Origin of the sequence: Pseudovibrio sp. POLY-S9, from assembly GCF_001431305.1 — a bacterium.
Classification (GTDB): Bacteria; Pseudomonadota; Alphaproteobacteria; order Rhizobiales; family Stappiaceae; genus Pseudovibrio.
This window is the reverse complement of the sequence record NZ_LCWX01000055.1, coordinates 14,284-34,702: the sequence shown is the minus strand read 5'-3', so window position 1 is coordinate 34,702 and position 20,419 is coordinate 14,284. Positions and strand designations below refer to the sequence as shown.

Annotated in this window: 20 protein-coding genes; 5 read left to right on the top strand and 15 right to left on the bottom strand. The window is 51.8% G+C overall.

Features of this window, described 5'->3' with window-relative positions:
• Positions 1-62: 62 nt before the first annotated feature.
• The 4 genes from PPL9_RS03385 to PPL9_RS03370 all read right to left on the bottom strand — a co-directional run bounded on the left by PPL9_RS03385 (position 63) and on the right by PPL9_RS03370 (position 3,919).
• Positions 63-1,118, bottom strand: coding sequence for a TRAP transporter substrate-binding protein (locus PPL9_RS03385; protein WP_057461334.1), 1,056 nt, complete (start codon positions 1,116-1,118; stop codon positions 63-65).
• A 139-nt stretch (positions 1,119-1,257) separates the two neighbouring features.
• Positions 1,258-2,583, bottom strand: coding sequence for a TRAP transporter large permease subunit (locus PPL9_RS03380; RefSeq protein ID WP_057461333.1), 1,326 nt, complete (start codon positions 2,581-2,583; stop codon positions 1,258-1,260).
• A complete protein-coding gene (locus PPL9_RS03375; RefSeq protein ID WP_057461332.1) occupies positions 2,580-3,089 on the bottom strand; it encodes a TRAP transporter small permease subunit in 510 nt (169 codons plus the stop codon). Before PPL9_RS03375 ends, PPL9_RS03380 begins: the two co-directional genes overlap by 4 nt.
• On the bottom strand, positions 3,089-3,919 hold the full coding sequence (locus tag PPL9_RS03370; protein ID WP_057461452.1) for an N-formylglutamate amidohydrolase: 831 nt from the start codon (positions 3,917-3,919) through the stop codon (positions 3,089-3,091). Before PPL9_RS03370 ends, PPL9_RS03375 begins: the two co-directional genes overlap by 1 nt.
• A 162-nt stretch (positions 3,920-4,081) precedes the next feature.
• Here PPL9_RS03370 and PPL9_RS03365 point away from each other — a divergent pair, with 162 nt between their 5' ends.
• Positions 4,082-4,957, top strand: a complete 876-nt coding sequence (locus PPL9_RS03365) for a MurR/RpiR family transcriptional regulator (protein ID WP_057461331.1) — start codon at positions 4,082-4,084, stop codon at positions 4,955-4,957.
• On the opposite strand, the gene PPL9_RS03360 is transcribed toward PPL9_RS03365, so the two are convergent.
• Positions 4,954-5,931 (bottom strand): TDT family transporter, encoded by a 978-nt coding sequence (locus PPL9_RS03360; RefSeq protein WP_057461330.1) that lies wholly within the window; start codon positions 5,929-5,931, stop codon positions 4,954-4,956. The genes PPL9_RS03365 and PPL9_RS03360 overlap by 4 nt on opposite strands.
• A 155-nt stretch (positions 5,932-6,086) precedes the next feature.
• On the opposite strand from PPL9_RS03360, the gene PPL9_RS03355 reads away from it, so the two are divergent.
• The 3 genes from PPL9_RS03355 to PPL9_RS03345 all read left to right on the top strand — a co-directional run bounded on the left by PPL9_RS03355 (position 6,087) and on the right by PPL9_RS03345 (position 10,331).
• Positions 6,087-6,980, top strand: coding sequence for a LysR substrate-binding domain-containing protein (locus PPL9_RS03355; RefSeq protein ID WP_057461329.1), 894 nt, complete (start codon positions 6,087-6,089; stop codon positions 6,978-6,980).
• Positions 6,981-7,254: 274 nt separating this feature from the next.
• On the top strand, positions 7,255-8,223 hold the full coding sequence (locus tag PPL9_RS03350) for a helix-turn-helix domain-containing protein (RefSeq protein WP_057461328.1): 969 nt from the start codon (positions 7,255-7,257) through the stop codon (positions 8,221-8,223).
• A 116-nt stretch (positions 8,224-8,339) separates the two neighbouring features.
• Positions 8,340-10,331: a tyramine oxidase gene (locus tag PPL9_RS03345; RefSeq protein ID WP_057461327.1), complete on the top strand. Its 1,992-nt coding sequence runs from the start codon at positions 8,340-8,342 to the stop codon at positions 10,329-10,331.
• A gap of 54 nt (positions 10,332-10,385) precedes the next feature.
• Here PPL9_RS03345 and PPL9_RS03340 read toward each other — a convergent pair whose 3' ends face one another.
• The 4 genes from PPL9_RS03340 to PPL9_RS03325 form a co-directional block, all read right to left on the bottom strand.
• Positions 10,386-11,030, bottom strand: a complete 645-nt coding sequence (locus PPL9_RS03340) for a DJ-1/PfpI family protein (protein ID WP_057461326.1) — start codon at positions 11,028-11,030, stop codon at positions 10,386-10,388.
• 93 nt (positions 11,031-11,123) lie between these two features.
• Positions 11,124-12,530 (bottom strand): HAMP domain-containing sensor histidine kinase, encoded by a 1,407-nt coding sequence (locus PPL9_RS03335; RefSeq protein WP_057461325.1) that lies wholly within the window; start codon positions 12,528-12,530, stop codon positions 11,124-11,126.
• The gene (locus PPL9_RS03330) at positions 12,523-13,200 is read right to left on the bottom strand and encodes a response regulator transcription factor (protein ID WP_057461324.1); all 678 of its coding nucleotides are present in this window, start codon (positions 13,198-13,200) and stop codon (positions 12,523-12,525) included. The genes PPL9_RS03335 and PPL9_RS03330 overlap by 8 nt, the downstream gene beginning before the upstream one ends.
• A 130-nt stretch (positions 13,201-13,330) precedes the next feature.
• Positions 13,331-13,699 (bottom strand): hypothetical protein, encoded by a 369-nt coding sequence (locus PPL9_RS03325; RefSeq protein WP_057461323.1) that lies wholly within the window; start codon positions 13,697-13,699, stop codon positions 13,331-13,333.
• A 284-nt stretch (positions 13,700-13,983) separates the two neighbouring features.
• Here PPL9_RS03325 and PPL9_RS03320 point away from each other — a divergent pair, with 284 nt between their 5' ends.
• Complete coding sequence (locus PPL9_RS03320) at positions 13,984-14,592, top strand: TetR/AcrR family transcriptional regulator (protein ID WP_057461322.1); 609 nt, start codon at positions 13,984-13,986, stop codon at positions 14,590-14,592.
• A 44-nt stretch (positions 14,593-14,636) separates the two neighbouring features.
• Here PPL9_RS03320 and PPL9_RS03315 read toward each other — a convergent pair whose 3' ends face one another.
• From PPL9_RS03315 to PPL9_RS03290, 6 genes are all read right to left on the bottom strand, one after another.
• On the bottom strand, positions 14,637-14,987 hold the full coding sequence (locus tag PPL9_RS03315; protein ID WP_057461321.1) for a RidA family protein: 351 nt from the start codon (positions 14,985-14,987) through the stop codon (positions 14,637-14,639).
• A 35-nt stretch (positions 14,988-15,022) separates the two neighbouring features.
• On the bottom strand, positions 15,023-16,138 hold the full coding sequence (locus PPL9_RS03310) for an FAD-binding oxidoreductase (RefSeq protein WP_057461320.1): 1,116 nt from the start codon (positions 16,136-16,138) through the stop codon (positions 15,023-15,025).
• Positions 16,135-17,550, bottom strand: coding sequence for an NAD(P)/FAD-dependent oxidoreductase (locus tag PPL9_RS34695; protein WP_057461319.1), 1,416 nt, complete (start codon positions 17,548-17,550; stop codon positions 16,135-16,137). Before PPL9_RS34695 ends, PPL9_RS03310 begins: the two co-directional genes overlap by 4 nt.
• On the bottom strand, positions 17,543-17,872 hold the full coding sequence (locus PPL9_RS03300; protein WP_057461318.1) for a (2Fe-2S)-binding protein: 330 nt from the start codon (positions 17,870-17,872) through the stop codon (positions 17,543-17,545). The genes PPL9_RS34695 and PPL9_RS03300 overlap by 8 nt, the downstream gene beginning before the upstream one ends.
• Before the next feature lie 147 nt (positions 17,873-18,019).
• Positions 18,020-19,024 carry a TRAP transporter substrate-binding protein DctP gene (gene dctP, locus PPL9_RS03295; protein WP_057461317.1) on the bottom strand — a complete coding sequence of 335 codons (1,005 nt, stop codon included), beginning with the start codon at positions 19,022-19,024 and terminating at the stop codon, positions 18,020-18,022.
• A 95-nt stretch (positions 19,025-19,119) separates the two neighbouring features.
• A complete protein-coding gene (locus PPL9_RS03290; protein ID WP_057461316.1) occupies positions 19,120-20,418 on the bottom strand; it encodes a TRAP transporter large permease in 1,299 nt (432 codons plus the stop codon).
• Position 20,419 lies beyond the last annotated feature (1 nt).

Below are 20,419 nucleotides of genomic sequence, written 5' to 3'. Positions count from 1 at the left end.
GCTTCGTTACTGTGTGGTGTAGCCAGCCCGAAAACCGGGCTGACCAATCTTGGAAAAACAGCTTAGCCGTAGCGATAAGGACGACCAGCTTTTGCCATTGCTGCGTTGTATTCCTTCAGGATTTTAACAACGCGGGCGTTACGCTCGGACTTGGCTGCAATCTCGTCCCAGAACTTGAGAGCTTCGTCTTCAACAGTTGCCCACTCTTCATCAGGAATGGAGGTCAGCTCCATCTTCTCGCCCTGTGTACGCAGCTTGGCTTCGCCTGCCCAGTACCAGTGCTGGCGGTAGTAGTGCGAACTATCCATGCACAGGTTAAAGAGGGTCTTCAGGTGATCTGGCAGTTCATTCCAGCGCTCTTCGTTGGCAAAGTAAGAGCCAGCCCATGCACCGGAGATGTTGTTGGTGAGGAAGTAGTTGGTCACGTCAGCCCAACCTACAGTGTAATCCTCAGTGATACCGGACCACGCAATACCGTCCAGTTCGCCAGTCTGCATTGCAACTTCAATGTCTTCCCATGGCAGGGTGACCGGAACAACGCCGAAGCGTGTCAGGAATTTACCAGCGGTTGGGAAGGTGAAGACGCGCTTGCCTTTCAGGTCAGCAAGGCTGCGGATCGGGTCTTTTGTCGCAAAGTGACAAGGGTCCCATGCACCAGCGGAAAGCCACTTAACGCCTTCTACTTCGTCATAAGCTTCTTCCCAGATCTCTTTCAGACCCCAGTGGTTAAACAGGGCTGGAACATCAAGGCTGTAACGGGAAGCGAATGGGAAATAGCCACCGAAAACAGATACATCTACTGGTGCTGCAATGGAGTCATCATCAGACTGCACAGCATCAATGGTGCCGCGCTGCATGGCACGGAAAAGTTCACCAGTTGGTACCAGCTGGTCTGCGTAGTACAGCTCGATCTCCATTTCACCATTTGCTGCCTTGTTGAAGGCGTCAATGGATGGCTTGATCACGTGCTGAGCAAGTGCTGCACCAGCATATGTCTGAAGGCGCCATTTGATAGGACGACCTGCAGCATGAACAGCCGGAGCTGCAAGGGTAGATGCACCAGCAGCGGCGACGGTTGTTAAACCAGCTTTCTTAAGAAAATCACGTCTATTCGTCATACTCAATTCCCCTTGGAATATGAATTTCTGGATCCCTCAGAACCGGTGGACTTTTTATAGCGAGGGGTGTGATTTTTATCTGTCTCCATCCGGAATTCGCTAATTACTTCAATGGGTACGTTTATGATGCCTTGTCATGTCACCTCGCGTAGTAAAGGTTGGGCAGCCAAAGCGCGATTTGCGGGAAGATCGTGACCAGAGCCAATCCAAACACCATGATTGCCACGAATGGAATGATGGATTTGTAGATGTCTGTCAGCGAGATCTCCGGCGGCGCCATGGCACGCATCAGGAACAGGTTGTAGCCAAAGGGCGGTGTCATGTAGGCGATCTGACAGGTGATGGTGTACAGCACGCCGTACCAGACCAGATCAAACCCAAGCACTTTGACCAATGGCACGTAAAGCGGAGCCACAATCACCAGCATCGCAGTGTCATCCAGGAACATGCCCATCACGATGTAGGAAAGCTGCATCAGCAGAAGGATTTCCCATGGGCCAAGACCGAGGTCACCCACGAAGAAGCCTTCAATCGCACGCACAGCGCCCAATCCGTCAAACACAGCACCAAACGCAAGAGCTGCAAGAATGATCCACATGAACATACAGCTGATCTGAAGCGTCTTTTCAGTGGTGATGTGCAGCAAGCGGAAGGTGAGGCGTCGTTTGAATGCAGCGGCCAGTGTCGCAGCTGTTGCACCAACAGCGGAACTTTCCACGAGGCTGGTCACACCCATCAGGAACAGGCCTGTCATCGCAAAGAAGATGAACAGCGGGATCACACCAGCTTGTAACAGGCGGATTTTTTCGGACCACGTGATCTCTTTGCGCTCTTCTTCAGAAAGGGTTGGACCCAGTTCCGGCTGAAGGCGGCAACGCACCACGATGTAAAGAATGAACAGCCCTGCCAGCAGCAAACCTGGAATAGCACCTGCGAGCCAAAGCTTGCCTACCGGTTGGCGGGCAATCATGCCGTAAAGAACCAGAACAACGCTTGGCGGTACGAGAATGCCCAGTGAGGAACCAGCCTGAATAACGCCGGTCACCATAACCTTGTCGTAACCACGACGCAGCAACTCAGGTAGTGCGATGGTTGCGCCGATGGCCATACCGGCCACAGACAGACCGTTCATGGCTGAAATCATCACCATGAGGCCGACTGTGCCGATGGCCAATCCACCATGAAGGCCACCTGTCCAGACATGGAACATCTTATAAAGATCTTCGGCAATGCCTGATTCAGAGAGCATATAGCCCATGAAAATGAACAGTGGCAGCGTGAGGAGCGGGTACCACTTCATCAGCTTCATGCTGGCGGAGAAGGCGATTTCGGAGCCACCATCACCCCACAAAAGAAGGGCAGCGATAACAGCAACGGAACCAATTGCAGCAAAAACACGTTGCCCGGTCAGGAGCATCAGCATCATGCTGGAGAACATCAAAATTGCGATCAGTTCATAACTCATGGCGCTGGCCTCCCGAGGGCTGCGGCCAAGTCTTTAAAGAACGTCGCGATTGCCTGAAGCAGCATCAAGAATATTCCAAAACACATAATGGCTTTGATCGGCGCCATAGGTGGTGCCCAAGCCGAGTAGCTTTCCTCACCGTATTTGACTGCGTATTCCAATGAGGAAAGACCGCCGTAAAGGAGGAAGATGAGGTACAAAATCAGAAGCAGGATGGTCATGACATCCATGGTGGCTTTACGCCGTGGAGACCAGCTTCCATAAAACAAGTCCATGCGCACGTGAGACTGTGTCTGCATGGAATAGGCGCCACCCAGAAGGTAATAGGCTGCCATGGTGAACTGGGCCGTTTCCAGCGTCCAGAGCGGCGGTGCGAAAAAGGTCTTCGCGATTGAGGAATACAACAGCACCCCCAGCATCACGAAAATGAGGTACATGGCAAAACGGCAAACATATTTGTTGATCCAGTCCACGTACCTGACGAAAACAACTATTCCCCTTGGCATTAATCTGCTGCCCTTGCTTTTGTTGTTGCTCCCTGCCCGCTCACAGTTGTTTCAGCGCTAAACTGTGGCAGGACTCGCAGAATTGCCTCTCCTAACAAGTCTACAATTTTCTTCTGGTCTGCTCGCTCTGCGATTAAGTCGTTGCGCACTTCAATCATAACGTTTAGCAGACCGCGGGATTGTGCCTGATCAACGAGGGTATGCGTAACCCCGTCTTCCGGCCCATATGGTTCGTTTCTTTGGATGTCGTAGAGATCTGACGGGCACAGTGCTTCCAGCAGTGCATCGGCAAAGCGGGTATCGCTGTCATGCAGCACACCCACCTCAACGGCTCTTTTCTTGCCGTTGTAAACCGGTGTGAACGAGTGGATCGTGACCATCACCGGGAGTTGACCCGCGGTGTGTTTGGCGTCGATCGCCTGTTTTAATTCTGACTGGAAGGGACGATAAAATTTGTTGGCCCGGTCTTGCCGCTGTTCATCATTCAACGAAACATTGCCCGGCACCTCGTAGATCTCGCTTTTTTCCGGCATGGCACTCGGTGCTTCCGGTGGGCGGTTACAATCATAAACGAGGCGCGAAATTCGTTGAGCGACCAAAGGTGCGTTCAGCTTGGCGGAGAGAAGCTTGGCAATCGCCAATGCTCCTGGATCCCAAGCCGCATGGCTGCTTGCAGCTTCTTCACTTAGACCGAGGCCATTTAGGTATGCAGGAATAAACTTGGATGCATGTTCGCAGACCAACACAACTGGAGCCGTTCCTCCTGTATTGATCGTTTCAACAGTGTCGTTGCCAACAGATTCTATCTGGTCAGTTTTGACTTCAGACAAGAACAGTCCCCCCGAATGCATCTTGTTTTTCCTTGTACTTTCAGTCTTTTTATTCGTAAAAGAGTTTCTGAAAGAAACGTTTCCAAGGAGACTAATCTGAAAGGAACGTTTCACAAAGCCTAAAAACTAGGCAAATATACATACATCAGGTAGGTGAGAGACGTGCGAGACCCAAATGAACAGACCGTTGCAGAAAAATTACGCGGACATTTTAATGGGTTAACTCGTGCAGAGCGTCAGCTGGCCGTCTCCTTGCTTGCAAATTATCCAGTCAGCGGATTAGGCAGCGTTTCAGAGCTTGCAAAGTCGGCAAATGTCTCTGGTCCAACGGTGGTCAGAATGGCGCAAAAGATTGGTTTTGCTGGATTTACCGAGTTGCAATCAGCCTTGAAGTTGGAAGTGGAAGAAACAATTTCCAACCCGATTTCCAAACAAGAGCGCTGGACCCGAAATGCACCCGATGCACATATTCTGAACAGGTTTGCTGACGCGGTCATCGACAATCTGAAACAAACCTTACAGCAACTCGATACGCAGGATTTCGATCAGGCTGTGGGTTTGTTGACGGAGCGCGAGCGGGCTGTCCACATTGTTGGTGGTCGTATTACACGTGCTTTATCGGACTATTTCTTTACGCATTTGCAGGTGATCCGTGACGATGTAATTGCCATCGCCTCCAACTCCAACACGTGGCCGCACTATCTCCTGAACATGAAACCGGGTGATGTTGTGGTGGTTCTCGACATCCGTCGATACGAACACGACATTCTGCGCTTTGTCGATCTGGCGCGCGAACGTGGGGCGGTTGTGATCGTTTTTACCGATCAGTGGACGTCACCAGCTGCCGTCAATGCAGAGTATGTTTTCAATGCTCGTATTGAAGCACCGTCGGCCTGGGACAGCAGCGTTGTCATCATGTTTATTCTGGAAGCCATGATTGAAGCCATGACCACCTCCACATGGAAGGTGACCAAGGAGCGGATGAACACGCTGGAGAACCTGTTCGACAAGACCAAGATGTTCAGCAAGTCCAGTTAGTTGGTCTGCTGTCCCGTTGCACGCGCTGGTAAGAGAGCCGGTGCGAAGAATGTCAGGTATTTGAAGCTGACATAGAGAACGACGGCTGTTGCCACATAAAGTTCAATGTGCGCCAAGGCTCTGATCTGCGCGACAAGACTGGCATTCGCACCCAGACTTTCCATCCATGTTACCGTTTTAAAGAGCGCTGTTGCGCCAATTACGAGCGGAAATGTGAAGGCAGAAAAGCCCGGAGAAAACGGCAAGCGGAACAAGCGCAGGAATGAGATATAAATCAGCGCCGTCATAGCCACAGCAATTCCGCCAAGTACGGCGACCATGATTGGAGATGGATTGCTGGTCAGAGTGAGATAACCAGCAAGCGAAAGACTGGCAGGTGCAGCGAGGATCGCGATGGTTGGTTTCGCTGCATCGGGTACTTCGGCGTGAAAAATCAAACGATACAGCATCATTGGTAACATCAGCGCATAGGCGACCAAACCAAACCAGAGCAAGGCATTCGCAAAGCCTTCAAACACACCGCCGGGAAAAGCAACGGCTGCCACGATGATTCCAACTGGTGGCACAAACCAGCTTGGGACCATGTGCTGTAGATTGAAGCCTTTTGCGCGATGATAAATGAACACAGATAAGAACGTGAGATGCAGGGCAATACCCAATAGCCAAAGCATCTGCCCGATTGCGAAATTGTATTGCGCGATTGCGTAGGATACGATCATCAGCGCCATTGCGGTTGTCGGGAGCACACTGCCCACAACTGGATGCCTCAGATCTTCAAAAACTGCGGTGTGTGCAAAAAAGATTTTTCCAAGCAATAGCACGAGCAAAACGCTCGAAATCAATGCGCCCGTGAGTTGCAGCGCCCCTCCAAAATTACCAGCATTTTCCATCGACCAGCCGAGACTTGCTATCCCTAGCGCGAGACCACCGAGAGGGGCCGGAACGTGAGCCAGTTTGTTTCGAAGAGTGTTCATAGGAAATGCCAATAACCTGAGGGTGAGAAGACAAAGTATGCAACTCAAGTTCCTAGCTGATTTGATATGTCCTGAAAATCTGAATATATTGAATAGGTGGTTCAGTAAAATTGAACCTCATACAATACTGTCCCACAGATTGGCCTTGAAAAGAAATGAATGTAACGTTTCGTCAGCTCAAAGTGTTTGTTTCGATTACGCAGGAAGGCTCAATCACAGCTGCGGCAGAAAAACTGTTTCTCACCAAATCAGCTGTTTCCATGGCTCTTGCTGAGCTGGAACGTCAGTTGGGATGGAAGATGTTTGATCGTGCCAACAAGCAACTCATCTTAAACGAGCAAGGCCGCCGTTTACTCCCTCTGGCGGATGAACTGCTGGATAGATCTGAAGCGATCACGCAGCTTTTTGAAGGCGATGATGCAACCAACGGTAACTTGCGGATTGGGTCCAGCTACACAATCGGCAACCATCTCTTGCCGACCTTACTTGGAGATTTTCGCGAAAACACGGGGTATCTGCATCAGTCCATGAGCCTCTCCAATTCCACCAAAACTTGTAGAATGCTGCTGGATTTTGAGTTGGATCTAGGTTTCATTGAGGCAAAGATCAGTGACAAACGTCTCAAGGTTGAGCCGTGGATGACGGACGAAATGGTCGTGGTCTGCGCGCCATCTCAGTGTCCCGCTTCCGATAAGCCGCTTGAGTTAGATGCGCTCGAAGGCAAGAGCTGGGTTTTGAGGGAACCGGGATCTGGCACACGAGAGTATTTTCTGACTGAAGTTGCTGCGAACCTTGAAGAGTGGACAGAAGCGTTCGAGCTCAACAGCACCACGGCTATCGTCAACTCAGTCATCGCAGGGCTCGGTCTGACTGTGCTTTCTCGCCGCTCTGTCAATGCCGCCGTTCAAGATGGTCGCTTATCGATCGTGCCCTTGAAGCACAAGATGATCAGGCAATTTTCGCTGGTCTATAACACGGAGAAATACCAGAGCCCCGTCTTCAAATCCTTTCGGGAGTTCGCCCACAACTGGACTTTGGGTCGGGATTAACGGGCAGCTTGCGCAACATTAGTTTTATGGAAATGCAAATAATCAGCGTTTGAATGTATTTCGACTATCGTACTCACTCCTGTGGTTTAATAGCCATTTTATCTAATAAAACCATTATCTTACAACCTCATATCCAAGACGCACCTAGTTGATCTTGTAGTTGAAACTGACTTAGTCTGAGCATGAAATAAGCGATTTATAGGAAAATGCATATATCTGGCTTGATTGCTGTTTAGATTCTTTCTAGCATTCCCCTTGGTTAGGGGAGGCGCCAGTGTGTATTCAGATACCTTCAACTCAATCCTGCCGATATGAGCTGGATGAATGGAACACACGGCTGACTGAAATCTGTGGTCACTTTGTTACAAACACAGAAGCTGGAAGTGTCATGGGAAATGCCTCCATACTCCAGCTTGGTGATGTTGATTGCGCCCGCGTCACTCACAATGCAAGAGAGATCACCCGTGGACCTGCTGATATCAGCAAGGACGGCGAGGCCTACTATTTTCTGATCCTGCAGCTTCGGGGAGAAGCGGAGCTGGAACAGAATGGACAAACCGCGCTGCTTTCCAAGCCCGGAGACATGACGTTGATCGATTCCGTCAAATCCTCCATTTTCCGGGCTAACCGCACTTTGGGGTCTGACCAGATATCCATGCATATCCCGCGCCATCTGCTGCATCGGCATTTCAATTCTGCTTATGCCTGTGGTCGCAAGGTCTCCGCGTTTTCCGGGGCTGGCCAGCTGATCAACGCCCACCTAAATCTGCTGCTTGAAGCCCAGCCGGGAAGTCAGAAACAACATTTGCTCTCAGGCGCTTTCAATGACGTGGTGAGTGCGACCTTTCTTGAAGAAGACACCAGTGCTTTGCAGGAAGGATATGACAAGCTGCAGTTCCTGTTGTCTCTTATTCACGACAATGCGTTGGAAGAGAGCTTCAATATCGATGAGCTTTCAAAGCTTTCCAGCATGTCGCGCAGTAGCATTTATCGTCTTTTCAGAGAACACGGATTGAGCTGTAACGAGCAGATCGCCAAGGTGCGTGTCGGGCGGTTCAAACGCGAGTTATCGCGCCGTCTGCACTCCCGGCAGGCCTTTAGAATCTCTCAGCTGGCGTTTGAGTTTGGCTTTCGTGATCTGTCGACCTTTAATCGGGCATTTCGGGCACAGGTTGGTATGTCTCCGCGAACCTTTGTGGAGCAGATCAGGCAGAACGAGCCAGCTGTGAACCGATATGCCTAGTAAATTGCACAGGATGCGCAGACACAGCGATCCGGGCTCGCCTAAGCTTTGATTGGACGGATTTAGGGGGAGAAGACACAGGTGGGTTCATCTCCCCTTCCGATGGGAGGGAACCAATGACTTTAAAGATGCTGGGGGGGCTTGTGGCCGCCTCAATGCTCACGTCTGCCGCGTATGCTGCAGACCCTCATCCACTCGATGGCCTGACGGGAGACGAACTCAATGCAGTTCGAGCAACCCTGATTGAAGCCAATGCTGCCAGCGATAAAACCCTTTATCCGCTGATTGAGCTGTTGGAGCCGCACAAGAAAGCAGTCATGAGCAATGCGACAGATGGGAGCCTTGATCGCAGAGCGACTGTTCATTTTCAGGAAGGCGGCAAATTTCACCAAGCGGTGGTGAACATCACCAAAGGTACTGTTGAAAGCAGGTCAGACCTTGAAGGTCAGCCCATGATCATGCTGGCGGACTTTTTGTCGGCTATGGAGATCGCGCTGGGAGATGAGCGCATGGTTGCCGGGCTCGCCAAGCGTGGCCTGACGCCAGATGACGTTTATTGCCTTCCGCTGACTGCCGGTAACTTCTTCACTGACGCAGAAAAAGGCAAACGCCTGATGAAGGTGCCTTGCTATGTGAACCCGACAAGCTCCAACTTCTATGCCAAGCCGGTTGAAGGGCTGGTAGCTGTGGTCGAGCTTTCTGAGCGTAAAGTTCTGGAAGTTATCGATGAAGGCGCTGTCCCTCTTCCAGAAGATGACTGGGGCTACAACGAGGATGAAGTCGCCAAACGTACGGCCTTGAGAGCTAAAACCAATCCGGCACGCCTGCGTCAGGAGGGCGGTCCAAACTTTACCATTGATGGCAGTGAGATCACCTGGGACATCTGGAAGATGCGGTATCGCGTCGACAAGCGTCCAGGTCTTGTTCTGTCGCAAGTCAAAGCCAATGATGGTGCGAACTGGCGTTCAGTGCTCTATCAAGCCTCTCTTTCTGAAGTGTTCGTACCGTATATGGACCCCTCCGCTGGCTGGTATTGGCGGACCTATATGGACAGCGGAGAATACGGGTTTGGCCTCTTCCTGACACCTCTGCGCAAGAATGTGGACTGTCCGGATTACGCAACTTTCCTTCCGGCATTGATCCATGATGATATGGGCCAGCCGCTGGAGATTCCCGACGCGATTTGCATCTTCGAGCGTGACATCGGAAACCCTGCATGGCGCCACTTTGAAGTCTTTGCCCAGTCAGAAACGGAATTTGTGCCTGCTGAAGGGCGGCCAGAAACAGAACTGGTCATTCGGACCGCCTCTGAGGTTGGCAACTACGACTACCTGATCGACTATCGCTTCAAGCAGGATGGCACGATTTACCTGAAGGTTGGCGCATCTGGTCTGGATGCCGTGAAGGGCGTTGCGCCCAAGTCCTTACAGGATCCAACCGCTGCCGAAGACACGAAGTATGGCTCGCTCATTGCACCCTATCTGGTTGCTCCATTCCACGACCACTACTTCAATTTCCGCCTGGACTTTGACGTAGATGGGCCGGACAACACCATGATGGTGCAGGAAATCGTTGGTGGTGAACCTCCGGTCAATGTGCCACGCCGCTCACTCTGGACGGTTAAGAACACACCGGTCAAAAGCGAGATGGAAGGTCGCTTCCGCCTCAGCTCCATGAAGCCGAAAGCCTTTATGGTGATGAACGGAAATGTGGACGGCTACCTTGGCCACAAACCAGCATACATGCTCCACCACGGTAGCGTGTCCTATGCCCCATTTGACTTTGAAAATGATGCCCCATTCGTGCGTAACCGCTACATCGAGTACAGTGTCTGGAACACTGCTTACGATCCAAATGAGCGTTATGCTGGTGGCGCGCTTGCCATGGGATCTGACGGGTCTGATGGTCTGGCAGAATGGGTCAAGCAGGACCGCGAACTCATGAACAAGGATGTGGTCACATGGTTCACTGCTGGCTTCCATCACGTACCACGTTTGGAAGACTGGCCGGTCATGTCAACGGAATGGAAGACCATCCATATTCAGCCGATGAACTTCTTCCCTCGCAACCCGGCTCTCACAATCCGGTTGCCTGACGAGTCCAGCTAAGGCTGAGCCCTTGGTTAGAGTATCTTCCATGATTGTCTTCAAACGGATGATGCTCTAACCGAGGCTTTTGTAAGTATACCCCTCACCGGGCACGGGTTTCACGCGCCCGGCCTTGGGGGGTAAATCTATTGTCACTCCGAGTTTTTCCATGAAGGCCTGCATCCACGTCCAAAGGCCATGCCACTCCACGCCGTAAACGATGTTTCCATCAACCACGACGCCTTCATATCCCAGCTTCTCGTAGGTGTTGCCAGCCATCTGAACCTCTGTCTGGCACACAAAGTTTCCCGTCATGGTCTTGCCTTTCAATAGTCCCGTGGCAAGCAGGATCTGTACCCCTCGGCAAATGGAGGCAATCGGTTTGTTTTCCTTGATGAAATGAGATGTTACATCACGGACAATCGGATACGTGCGTAAGTATTCGCAAGAGCGACCTCCGGGAAGTACAAGGGCGATGTAATCGCCAGGATTCAGATGCTCAAGAGACACGTTGATGTTGATCCGATGCCCTTCCCATTCGGTGACTGTTTGATAGTCCTTATTGATATCGTGAATGGACGAGGCGACCGTTTCGCCCTCCCGTTTTTTAGGACAGGCAACATGAACTTCATAACCGATGGCTTTCAGCAGCATGAACGGAACAATGACTTCATAGTCCTCACCAAAGTCACCGGTAATCAGCAGAATCTTGAGCTTCATAAGGACATCCCTCCAAAACAATTGGTGTGAAAGATGCCATGGTGCGCTGAGCAAACTGTTGGGCGATCAATTCAGTTTTGATCCGTGATTAGTTCAGATTTTGCCGAGTTGCTCGTTGAATGGTGGATGGAAGACAAACTGAATACTGAGGCCTTTACCAGAAGCAGGAGAGGATAAAACGAGTTCGGCTTGGTGCAGATCGGCAATGGCTTTCACCAAAGCAAGCCCTAACCCTGCACCTGGTGTACTCCTGCTCTGCTCCATTCGATACATAGGCTCGACAACGCGTGGATAGTACGCCTCGGGTATACCCGGCCCATTGTCCTGCAGACCAATCGTGTTTCCTGAAACGAACAGCGTAACTTTGGCCTCTTTGGGTGTGTGGCGTAAGGCATTTTCAATGAGATTAGCAAGTGCCTGAACAAGAAGCACCTGATCGCCGGATATGCTTCCAGCTTCTTCAATTTCGACGAAAAATGAACGGCCAGTTTCTTCAACCACAGCTTGATAGATCTCAGCAACATTATGGATCAGGTCAGCTAGTTGGATGTGTTGGAACTGTTTTTTTCTCTCGCCAGACTGAACACGCGAAATTCGCAGCAGGGCGTCAAATACCTCAAGCAGATCATCGGTTTTCTTAAGTGCTCCGGCAACGCCTTCTGCATCGCTGACACCTTTTTGGTTTTGCTCCTGTGTCTGTTCCAGTTGCGCTCTGAGACGAGTGAGAGGTGTCTTCAAATCGTGTGCGATATTGACTGACAGGTCGCGAACTTGCTGAAGTGTGGTTGAAAGTCGCTGTGTGGTTTCATCCAGTTTAACGGAAAGAATATCCAGATCGTCTCTGCAGCTTGAAGGTGCAATGCGGGTCGTCAAATCGCCTGCTGCGATCTGATCCAAAGCACGCGTTATTTTGGAGAGCCTCCGCTGTGAGCGCCAGCCAAACCAGAGACCACCGCTCAGCGTAATGAACATCATGACACCACCACTGAACAGGAATGCATAGGGCAATGTATTCAGAAGCTGGTTACGGGCGCGAAGACTGGAACCGATAGCTAACCGGCCTCCCGGAATAGTGCCAATATATACACGCCAACTGGTCTCAGTTTCTGCGTGCTCTTCCGTTTCCTCCTCGTCCTCCTCGTGAAAGTAATAGGGAGCGAGGTTTATAAAGCCTGTCTTTCCATAAACATCTGGGATTGGGTACCCATATATCCTGCCAGTATCTGATTTGAAGCTGACAAATTCATCAAGACTGAAGTGCTCACTCTCAGATTGATAGGATCCCGCAATGGATTGGTAGGAAACACCCTTAGCGAGATCAGCTTTGATCTGATTGAACTTTGTAAGAAGGTCGTTGTCGATGGTTTGGTTGAGGTTGGCGCGAATAGAAACATCAGCCAGAAAGCCTGTTGCAACCAAGACCCCTAAAAACACCAGTGTGAGCGCAAATGCCTGACGCAGCGCGGACATCTGCCAGAGATATTTCAAAGAGCTAGTCATCAAGAATATACCCTGCTCCACGGATTGTTCGAATGAGCTCAATATCAAACGGCTTTTCGATTTTGGCGCGCAGCCGACTGATGTGAGTCTCCACAACACTGCTGGTCGGGTCGAAGTTCATGTCCCAGACCTTCTCCAGCAACATGTTCTTGGTCAGAACACGGCCTTTATTGCGAATGAAGGTTTCAAACAGACGAAATTCTTTGGCATTGAGCGGAACAGGTTGACCAGCCCGCGTACATTGTTGTTTGAGCAAGTTAAGCTGAAATTTTTCGACCTCCAGGCAACTAATCGTTTCAGATGAGTTGGAGCTTGGCCGCCGACCGAGGGCAGACACGCGGGCCAACAACTCAGAAAAAGCAAAGGGCTTGGGCAGATAATCATCTCCGCCAGCATCCAGCCCTTCAACGCGATCTTCGACCGAACCTAGCGCTGTCAGAAAGAGGACGGGAACAGCATTTTTGGTTGAGCGCAATGCTTTCAGAACCGAGAGGCCATCAAGGCCTGGTGTCATTCGATCCAGAACAATGACGTCGTAGTCCCGTGTTGTTGCATTCAGGAATGCATCGTGCCCGTCTTTGACCCAATCGATGACATGGCCGGCTTTGGAAAGACCATCCTCAACCCATGTTCCGATTTCAACGTCGTCTTCAAGCAAAAGAATGCGCATAAGATACTCTGGGCTATAGCTCTGAGATGTGTTTGCACCATCGATTTGGTTCGGTCAAGCAAGCGCACCAACGCTCAGGAACGTTGATGCGCCTTCCTCAGGTAATGTTGGGGACTACCCGCGGGAAGTCTCAGCTGTGAGAGCGGCTGGAGCGCTCGTGTTCACGTTCGCGCTGTACTTTATCATCGTGATCGTCACAGTCATTGTGATCGCGATCATCGTCGTAGCCTCTGTCTCCGTCGTGCACATCATGTTCTTCACGATCGTCATGACGGTCTTTGTCATGGTTTTTGCCGTGTTCTGAGCTCTCATCGTAATCTTTACAGGTCCGTGCTTTTTCGGTTTTGTGTTCTTCCCGAACAGAGCCTGCATCGGCAACAATAAATGGTGTTTTGATCTGGAGATTTTCTTCCAGATTGGAGGAACCTGCGGCAACAACAAAACCGGTTGAAGCAACGGTCAAAAGAATGGAACTCATCAAAATACTAATTGTCTTCATAATGTATCTCCTTGGGGGCGTTATTGCCGGGACACCCAAGGAGTACTCATTCAGTTTTTCAGCTGCCGGACATGAACTTTACAAGTTTGTAAACTTACGCGAATTCGTCAAACTCAAATCAATAGAAGCTTTGAGCTTAGTGAACAGGAGAAAAGCGTATCAACCTTGCTCAACATCGTGCGGCCTCAACTCCGTGATTGCATGCTAGCTTTTCCGCTGAGTTCCTGAAGGAAGCTGACTTTCAGCTCTACAAGAGTTTGCAAACCAGCGTGTGGAGAGCGTTTATGGACGACCCCCAGCAACGGAGAGAGGATGCTGCTCCTGCTCTGCAGGATGATCGTTTGATCATTCTCAATGGGGCGTTGTGTTGTTTCGCACGCAACGGTTACTTCAACACCACATTCAAAGAGATTGCCAAGGAAACCGGGCTTTCACAGCAAACTATCGGATCCATTTTCGCCAGTAAGGATGAGATTTTGGCGGAATATCTGCAAATGTGTGACGACGAGATCGTACAGCAAATTAAAGAAGAAACTGCATCAGATACGGATGTTCTGGAACGGATACAGTCCATTTGTGTCACCACCCTCATCTATCTTGGTACACATTCTGAGCTGACCGCGATTTGGGTGGAGTTTTACAAGCACCATGTGGCGCGTGTGGTTTTAAAGAAGTTCTTTGGTCTGCTTCGCACGCGTATTAGTGAGCAGATTAATGAGGGAATGGAAAATGGCGTTATCCGGCAGGCAAATGCAACGCATATCGTGGAAGCCATTGTCGAGTTGTTTGAAGGGACACTGATCCTCAGCCGTTTGGAAGGAACCAACAATGAGGTGGAACGGCGCTTCCTTGCCTCCTGGGAGGTGATGGTGGAAGGGCTCGTTCAAAAATAACAGGGCTTGGTAAGAGCCCGCAAAATCCACGGGCTCTTTGTATTTTACTGAGCTGCAACCACGGTAAATTCAACCAAAATATCTGGTCGGGCCATGCGTGCTTCAACGCAGGCACGTGCTGGTTTTTCACCTTCTGCAATCCAGGCTTCCCACACGGCGTTCATCGCAGCGAAATCTTTCATATCGCGCACATAAATGGTGGTGGACAGGATTTTGTTGCGGTCGCTGCCAGCTTGTTCCAGCAGGGCATCAACTTTGGCCAGACAGCGTTTTGTCTGTTCGGTGATGTCCCAGCTTGGATCATCAGCAGCCGTCTGTCCGCACAGATAAATTGTGCCGTTGTGCTTCACGATCTTACTCATGCGGTGGTTGGAATCCACGCGTTCAATTGTCATGGCTTACTTTCCTGTTGTCTTGGAAATCTTGGGAGCTAAAGAACCTTGCGTTCAAAGCGGTCGATGCGGAACGGGTTCAGGTCAAAACTGGTTTTTCCTCTGGTGATCAGCTGCGCGAGTACATCACCAACGACTGGTCCGAGCTGGAACCCATGGGCGGAAAACCCGAAGGCATGGTAGGCATTGCGGGCATTCACCCCCGCCCCAATCACCGGCAGGTTGTCGGGCATGTAAGCTTCCAGCCCGGCCCACATCCGGTTGATGACTGCTGTCTTCATGATCGGGAAAAAAGTTTTGGTCGTCTCTGCAGCAAGGGCTAGCTTCTTGTAGTCCAGCGTTGTCCGATCATTATCACGATCAGCAAAACCTTTGGCGCCGCCACCGATGAGCACAGTGCCATTTTCGAACTGCTTGAACGACAGCTGGCGAGAGATGGCGCCTACGACCGGACCAGCAAAATGTGGCACGCGCGCAGTGATCATCAACATGGGTGCACTGTGAGAGAGTGGGGTGTTGTCTCCCATCATCATGGCAGTTTTGTCCGCCCATGCTCCAGAGCAGTTGATCACAGTGCCTGTGTCATAGCTGGCTTTGTCGGTTCGCACCTGCCAGGCATCGCCAAACTGGCGCAGGTTTACGAGTGCTTCACCTTCGTGAAATGTTGCTCCAAATCGTTCAGCTGCTCGGCGAAAGGCACTGGTTGCCTTGTAAGGGATAGCATAGCCGTCTTGTTCAGACACCACGCCGCCCACGCAGTTATGCGCCACATGAGGCAATCGCTCGCGCAGTTCCTGCTGGTCGATCTGTATTTCGTGATCGTAACCCAATCCGGCGAGCTTAGTGATCCGGGTCTTGATCGTGCTCATGTCTGCGTCATCAGTGGCAATGTTGATCAGGCTACGCCTGCGAAAACCAGTATCGCCCTCAAGTTCATCATCCAGTGTTTGCCAGCGGGACATGGCTTCTTTAGAGAGCGGCACCTCAGCAAAATCTCGGCCTAACAACCGCACACCGCCAGCATTGACACCGGAGGCATGACGGCCAACATAGTCCTTTTCCAGCACCAGCGTCTTCATACCGGCCTTGGACAGATAGTAAGCCGTTGCGCTGCCGTGAATGCCACCGCCAATGATGATTGCATCAAAATTCATGCGGACACCTCAGCCGGTTTTTTTGCTGGTTTGATGTTTTGAAACTGACTTAACTCATCAACACTGAGTAACCTTTGCGGAGAGCGCAGGCGATAATAGCCGATGTCAGAAACAGGCTTGTTCTGCCAGTCAGCAAGCAACTCACTGACGGTATGCCCGCATTGGCGGCCCTGACACGGGCCCATTCCACAGCGGGTCAATGCTTTAAGCGCGTTTGGATCTTTCGCACCTTGCTCAAATCCAGCACGCAGCTGCCCCATTGATTGCTCTTCACAGCGGCATACCAGCGTGTTGGACGCAGCAGGGATGCGATGCTCTGGTGTTGGTGCATAATACGCATCAAGAAAACTGCGGAAGGCTTTGAAGGACTTCATGGCTCTCAGATGATCAGAACTTTGTTGCTGCAGACTTGCCTCGCTGAGTTTGCCAAGTTTGTTCATGGCCTTAAGTGCTGCAAGGCGTCCGGCATGTCGCGCAGCTTCCGCACCCTGAATACCAGCTGCATCACCAACCACTGCAATGTGTGGGATCGAGCTTTGGCCCCAGTCGTCCAGTGTCGGTGTCCAACACAGTTGTTGCTCTGCCCAATGATGTTCTATGCTAAGCGCGCGGGTCATGTTGAGGTTGGGTATGACGCCCTGATGCAGGAAGATATAATCTGCGTTGACGGAGTGGGTTCGTCCATCCTGTTCAAACTGAAGGCCAACGGCCTTGCTTTCTCCAAGCACGCTCAGGTTTGAGGTATGGCGGAAGACGGGAACACCAGCACGGCGAATTTCATTGAGGAGCATCAGACCTTTGATGAGGTAGGCTGGTTTGCGGAGCGCACCACCAATGTACTGCATCGCGCGGCCAACACCGCCTGCTGGCGTTGTGTCCACTACAGCGTTGACGGTTACACCAAGCCGCAGATACTGAGCTACGATCAGGTAAAGCAAGGGTCCGGTGCCAGCAAAGATAGCACCATCTTTGACCATGCCGTCAGACTTGAGCATCACCTGTGCGCTGCCTGCTGTCATAACACCTGGCAAATGCCAGCCTTCAATAGGGAACGGGCGTTCCATCGCGCCCGGACTGATGATGAGTTCACGTGCAACAAGACGGCGGGTCTGATTGTCTTGGGAGTACAAGACCTCGCCGGTTTCTCCGATATGCCAGACATCCGCATTTTGGTGGCGGTCAATGTCTGCCTCCATAAAGGCTTCAACCAGCTCCGCTCCCTCGGTGTATTCAGTGCCGAGCACGGACGGATCCAACAAGGGGCTTTGCGTCACGTCCCGGTAGATCTGCCCGCCGGGAGTTGCCTTGCGATCAAGCACCGCGACCGAGGCTCCCTGCTGTGCTGCCTCTAGTGCGGCGGACATGCCGGCCGGGCCTGCCCCGATGATTGCGATATCAAAAATGTCACTCATGATCAGCACTCTCTTTTTGATGAAGTGCAGCAATGGATTGTTCGGTCAGGTCTTGGCTACAGACGTGCATGCCCTCTTCTACCGTCGTCAGGCAGGCCTGCTGGTTAGGCACGCCATTGACCTCAACGAGACACTCAAAGCACACGCCCATGGCGCAATAAGCGGAGCGTGGTTGGCCCGAGACTGAAGCAAGGCGGGTTTGTGTTTCACCGTGCAACGCCATGGCTGCCCAAAGGCTGGAGCCTTCAGCAACCTGAACCATCTGCCCGTTGATGTTGATGGAGACGCTTTGGGTCTCGGGTTTGCGCAGTGAGCGGAACATTGGACCTGACCTTTAGTGGCAAGCTTTAAAAACAAGTGGGTTTCCCAATGAAACCGGGAGGATCAGGCAGCTCAGGTGAAACCGGGATTGGGATCCGGTTAGGGAACAAAGTTGCCTGATCCTTTGGAGACCTATCGGTCTGGACTGTTAGTTCTTGATTTTTTCAAGAATGGACTGACCCCAGTCAGCACCAACATCGTTCAGGATCTGTGGCCATACGTCTGCGCGAACTTTCTTGGCCGCTGCTGCCAGCTCATCATCCGAGAGATTGACGATGGTTGCACCGTAGTCTGCCAGTTTCTGCTCAAACGCACCCTGATCGGATTCCGCTTTAGCCCAACGCTTGACTTCAAACTCTTTTGCTGCTTCTACGAGTGCTTTGCGGGAGCTTTCGTCAAGACCTTCAAAACGTTCGGAGTTGATGATCAGGTACCAGACTTCGAAGTGCGTGTTCACCGGGATGTAGGTTTTCGCAACATCGCGGAAAGAGGCGTAATAACCTTCAGCACCGGAGCCCACGACACCATCAACAACACCGGTCTGAACAGCGGTGAAGGCTTCTGAGAATGGGATTGGGGAGCTGATGTAACCCAGAGCATCTGCTGTCAGCTGGAAGCTCTTGATGCCAGGCACACGAACTTTGATGCCTTTGTCAGCGTTTGGATCACCTGGAGCCACCGCATCACGGTTCAGCGCGATACCGCCGAAGTACACCGGATAAGCTGCCAGCATGGTGATGTCCTGCTTGGCGTAAAGCTCTTTCATCGCGTCATGTATTGCGCCTCCCGGACCGTAAATCTTTTGCGCCTGCTCCCAGTTTTCTGCCACATATGGGAAGGCACTGATCTGCATTTTACGCTCAACAGCGGTTGCTGCTGGCTGTACGGCCATGTCGATCGCACCAACGGAAATACGCTCTTGCACAGTGGTGTAGTCACCCAGTGCGCTTGCTGCGAAGATCTTCATCTTCAGGTCGCCATTGGTTGCTTTCTTCAACTCTTCAGCAAGGTCTTTCACTTCCAGATCAACAGTTGCGCCTTGCGGACGGATGTGGCTGATCTTCAGCGTTTTGGCGTGTGCGACGGATGCTGCACTTACACCACCAATGATGGTTGCCAGCGCAAGGGTCGTTTTCAATGCCTTCAAAATCATAGTTCACCTCTGTGTTTTGTTTTCAATCGCAACTGAGGTTGCTGTTATCGGAGCTGCTCCCACAGCTCGCTTTGGGCTCTTGTCTGGTGATGGGGTCAGTAACCAAAGAGCCGGGGAATGAAGAGAGACAGGTCTGCCCAGAAGGAGGTCAGGAACACCACTGGCAGATAGCCAAACAGGATCAGGATCATGGCCGGGCGGATTACCTGTGTGACCGGCACCTTGCCGATACGCGCGCCCAGATAAAGGATCGAAGCGTATGGTGGAGTTACACCGCCCATAGCCGTGTTGACGCCCATGATTGCTGCAAACTGGATCGGGCTGATGCCGATTGCTTCCATGAGCGGCAGCAGCAGCGGCGCAATCAGGATGATCGCGGTCACGTCATTCACCACCATGCCCACAAGGAAGAGCAGGATGTTGATGAGGATCAGCAGCAGTACCTTGTTCTCGGTGATGGAGAAGATTGCTTCCACCAGTTCCTGCGGCACACTTTCCAGCACGAACATCTGGGAGAGGATCATGGAGAACAGAATCATCAGCATGATCGCGCCAACGGAGGTTGCCGCCTCTTTGCCTGCGCCGAGGAATGTTTTGGCGTCCAGACCACGGTAGATGAGGAAGCCAACAGGGATCGCGTAGATCACCGCAACAGCCGCAGCTTCTGTCGGGGTCATGATGCCACCGTAGATGCCGCCGAGGATGATAACGGGCATGAGCAGCGCCGGGGTTGCCTTGAAACCGCGATGGCTGGCTTCCTGAACAAAAGCTTTGCCGCGTGGGCGGTCTTCCAACTTCAGGTCAAACTTGCGCGCCAGACGCAGGTTTACAACGGAGAAGCTGGACATGATCAGGAGGCCTGGGCCAAGCGTTGCGAGGAAGCAGGCGAGGATGGACGTGTCAGTCACCCAGCCGTAGACGATCATGGTCACGCTTGGTGGGATCAGCAGGCCAAGCAAGGAAGCGTTGGCGATGAGCGCAGTTGCATAGGCACGCGGGTAGCCCTGCTTTTCCATCTCAGGAATGAGGAGTGGACCAATAGCGGCCACGCCAGTCAGGCCAGAGCCGGAAATCGCACCGATCAACGCACAGCTGACGGTAGCCACAACGCCCAGACCGCCACGCAAATGGCCGATGAAGATGTTGACGAAGTTGAGCAAACTGGCAGCGATACCGCTGACGCTCATAATCGTGCCCGCCAGAACAAACAGCGGAATAGCAAGCAGAACCGGATTGCCGAGCTGTTGGAAGCCCCAAAGCATGTTGCCCTTCATGATGACGTCGCCAGCGAAGTACATGGTCATCAGACCCGCGCCAAAGCAGTAAGGCAGCGGTACGCCAAGAGTGAGCAGAATTACGAGAACTGCAACGGAAAGAAGTGCGATCTCAACCATA

Coding starts and splice junctions, on each gene's coding strand:
- PPL9_RS03385 (WP_057461334.1), bottom strand. CDS start 1,118: ATGACGAATAGACGTGATTTTCTTAAGAAAGCTGGTTTAACAACCGTC.
- PPL9_RS03380 (WP_057461333.1), bottom strand. CDS start 2,583: ATGAGTTATGAACTGATCGCAATTTTGATGTTCTCCAGCATGATGCTG.
- PPL9_RS03375 (WP_057461332.1), bottom strand. CDS start 3,089: ATGCCAAGGGGAATAGTTGTTTTCGTCAGGTACGTGGACTGGATCAAC.
- PPL9_RS03360 (WP_057461330.1), bottom strand. CDS start 5,931: ATGAACACTCTTCGAAACAAACTGGCTCACGTTCCGGCCCCTCTCGGT.
- PPL9_RS03355 (WP_057461329.1), top strand. CDS start 6,087: ATGAATGTAACGTTTCGTCAGCTCAAAGTGTTTGTTTCGATTACGCAG.
- PPL9_RS03345 (WP_057461327.1), top strand. CDS start 8,340: ATGACTTTAAAGATGCTGGGGGGGCTTGTGGCCGCCTCAATGCTCACG.
- PPL9_RS03340 (WP_057461326.1), bottom strand. CDS start 11,030: ATGAAGCTCAAGATTCTGCTGATTACCGGTGACTTTGGTGAGGACTAT.
- PPL9_RS03335 (WP_057461325.1), bottom strand. CDS start 12,530: ATGACTAGCTCTTTGAAATATCTCTGGCAGATGTCCGCGCTGCGTCAG.
- PPL9_RS03330 (WP_057461324.1), bottom strand. CDS start 13,200: ATGCGCATTCTTTTGCTTGAAGACGACGTTGAAATCGGAACATGGGTT.
- PPL9_RS03325 (WP_057461323.1), bottom strand. CDS start 13,699: ATGAAGACAATTAGTATTTTGATGAGTTCCATTCTTTTGACCGTTGCT.
- PPL9_RS03320 (WP_057461322.1), top strand. CDS start 13,984: ATGGACGACCCCCAGCAACGGAGAGAGGATGCTGCTCCTGCTCTGCAG.
- PPL9_RS03315 (WP_057461321.1), bottom strand. CDS start 14,987: ATGACAATTGAACGCGTGGATTCCAACCACCGCATGAGTAAGATCGTG.
- PPL9_RS03310 (WP_057461320.1), bottom strand. CDS start 16,138: ATGAATTTTGATGCAATCATCATTGGCGGTGGCATTCACGGCAGCGCA.
- PPL9_RS34695 (WP_057461319.1), bottom strand. CDS start 17,550: ATGAGTGACATTTTTGATATCGCAATCATCGGGGCAGGCCCGGCCGGC.
- PPL9_RS03300 (WP_057461318.1), bottom strand. CDS start 17,872: ATGTTCCGCTCACTGCGCAAACCCGAGACCCAAAGCGTCTCCATCAAC.
- dctP (WP_057461317.1), bottom strand. CDS start 19,024: ATGATTTTGAAGGCATTGAAAACGACCCTTGCGCTGGCAACCATCATT.
- PPL9_RS03290 (WP_057461316.1), bottom strand. CDS start 20,418: ATGGTTGAGATCGCACTTCTTTCCGTTGCAGTTCTCGTAATTCTGCTC.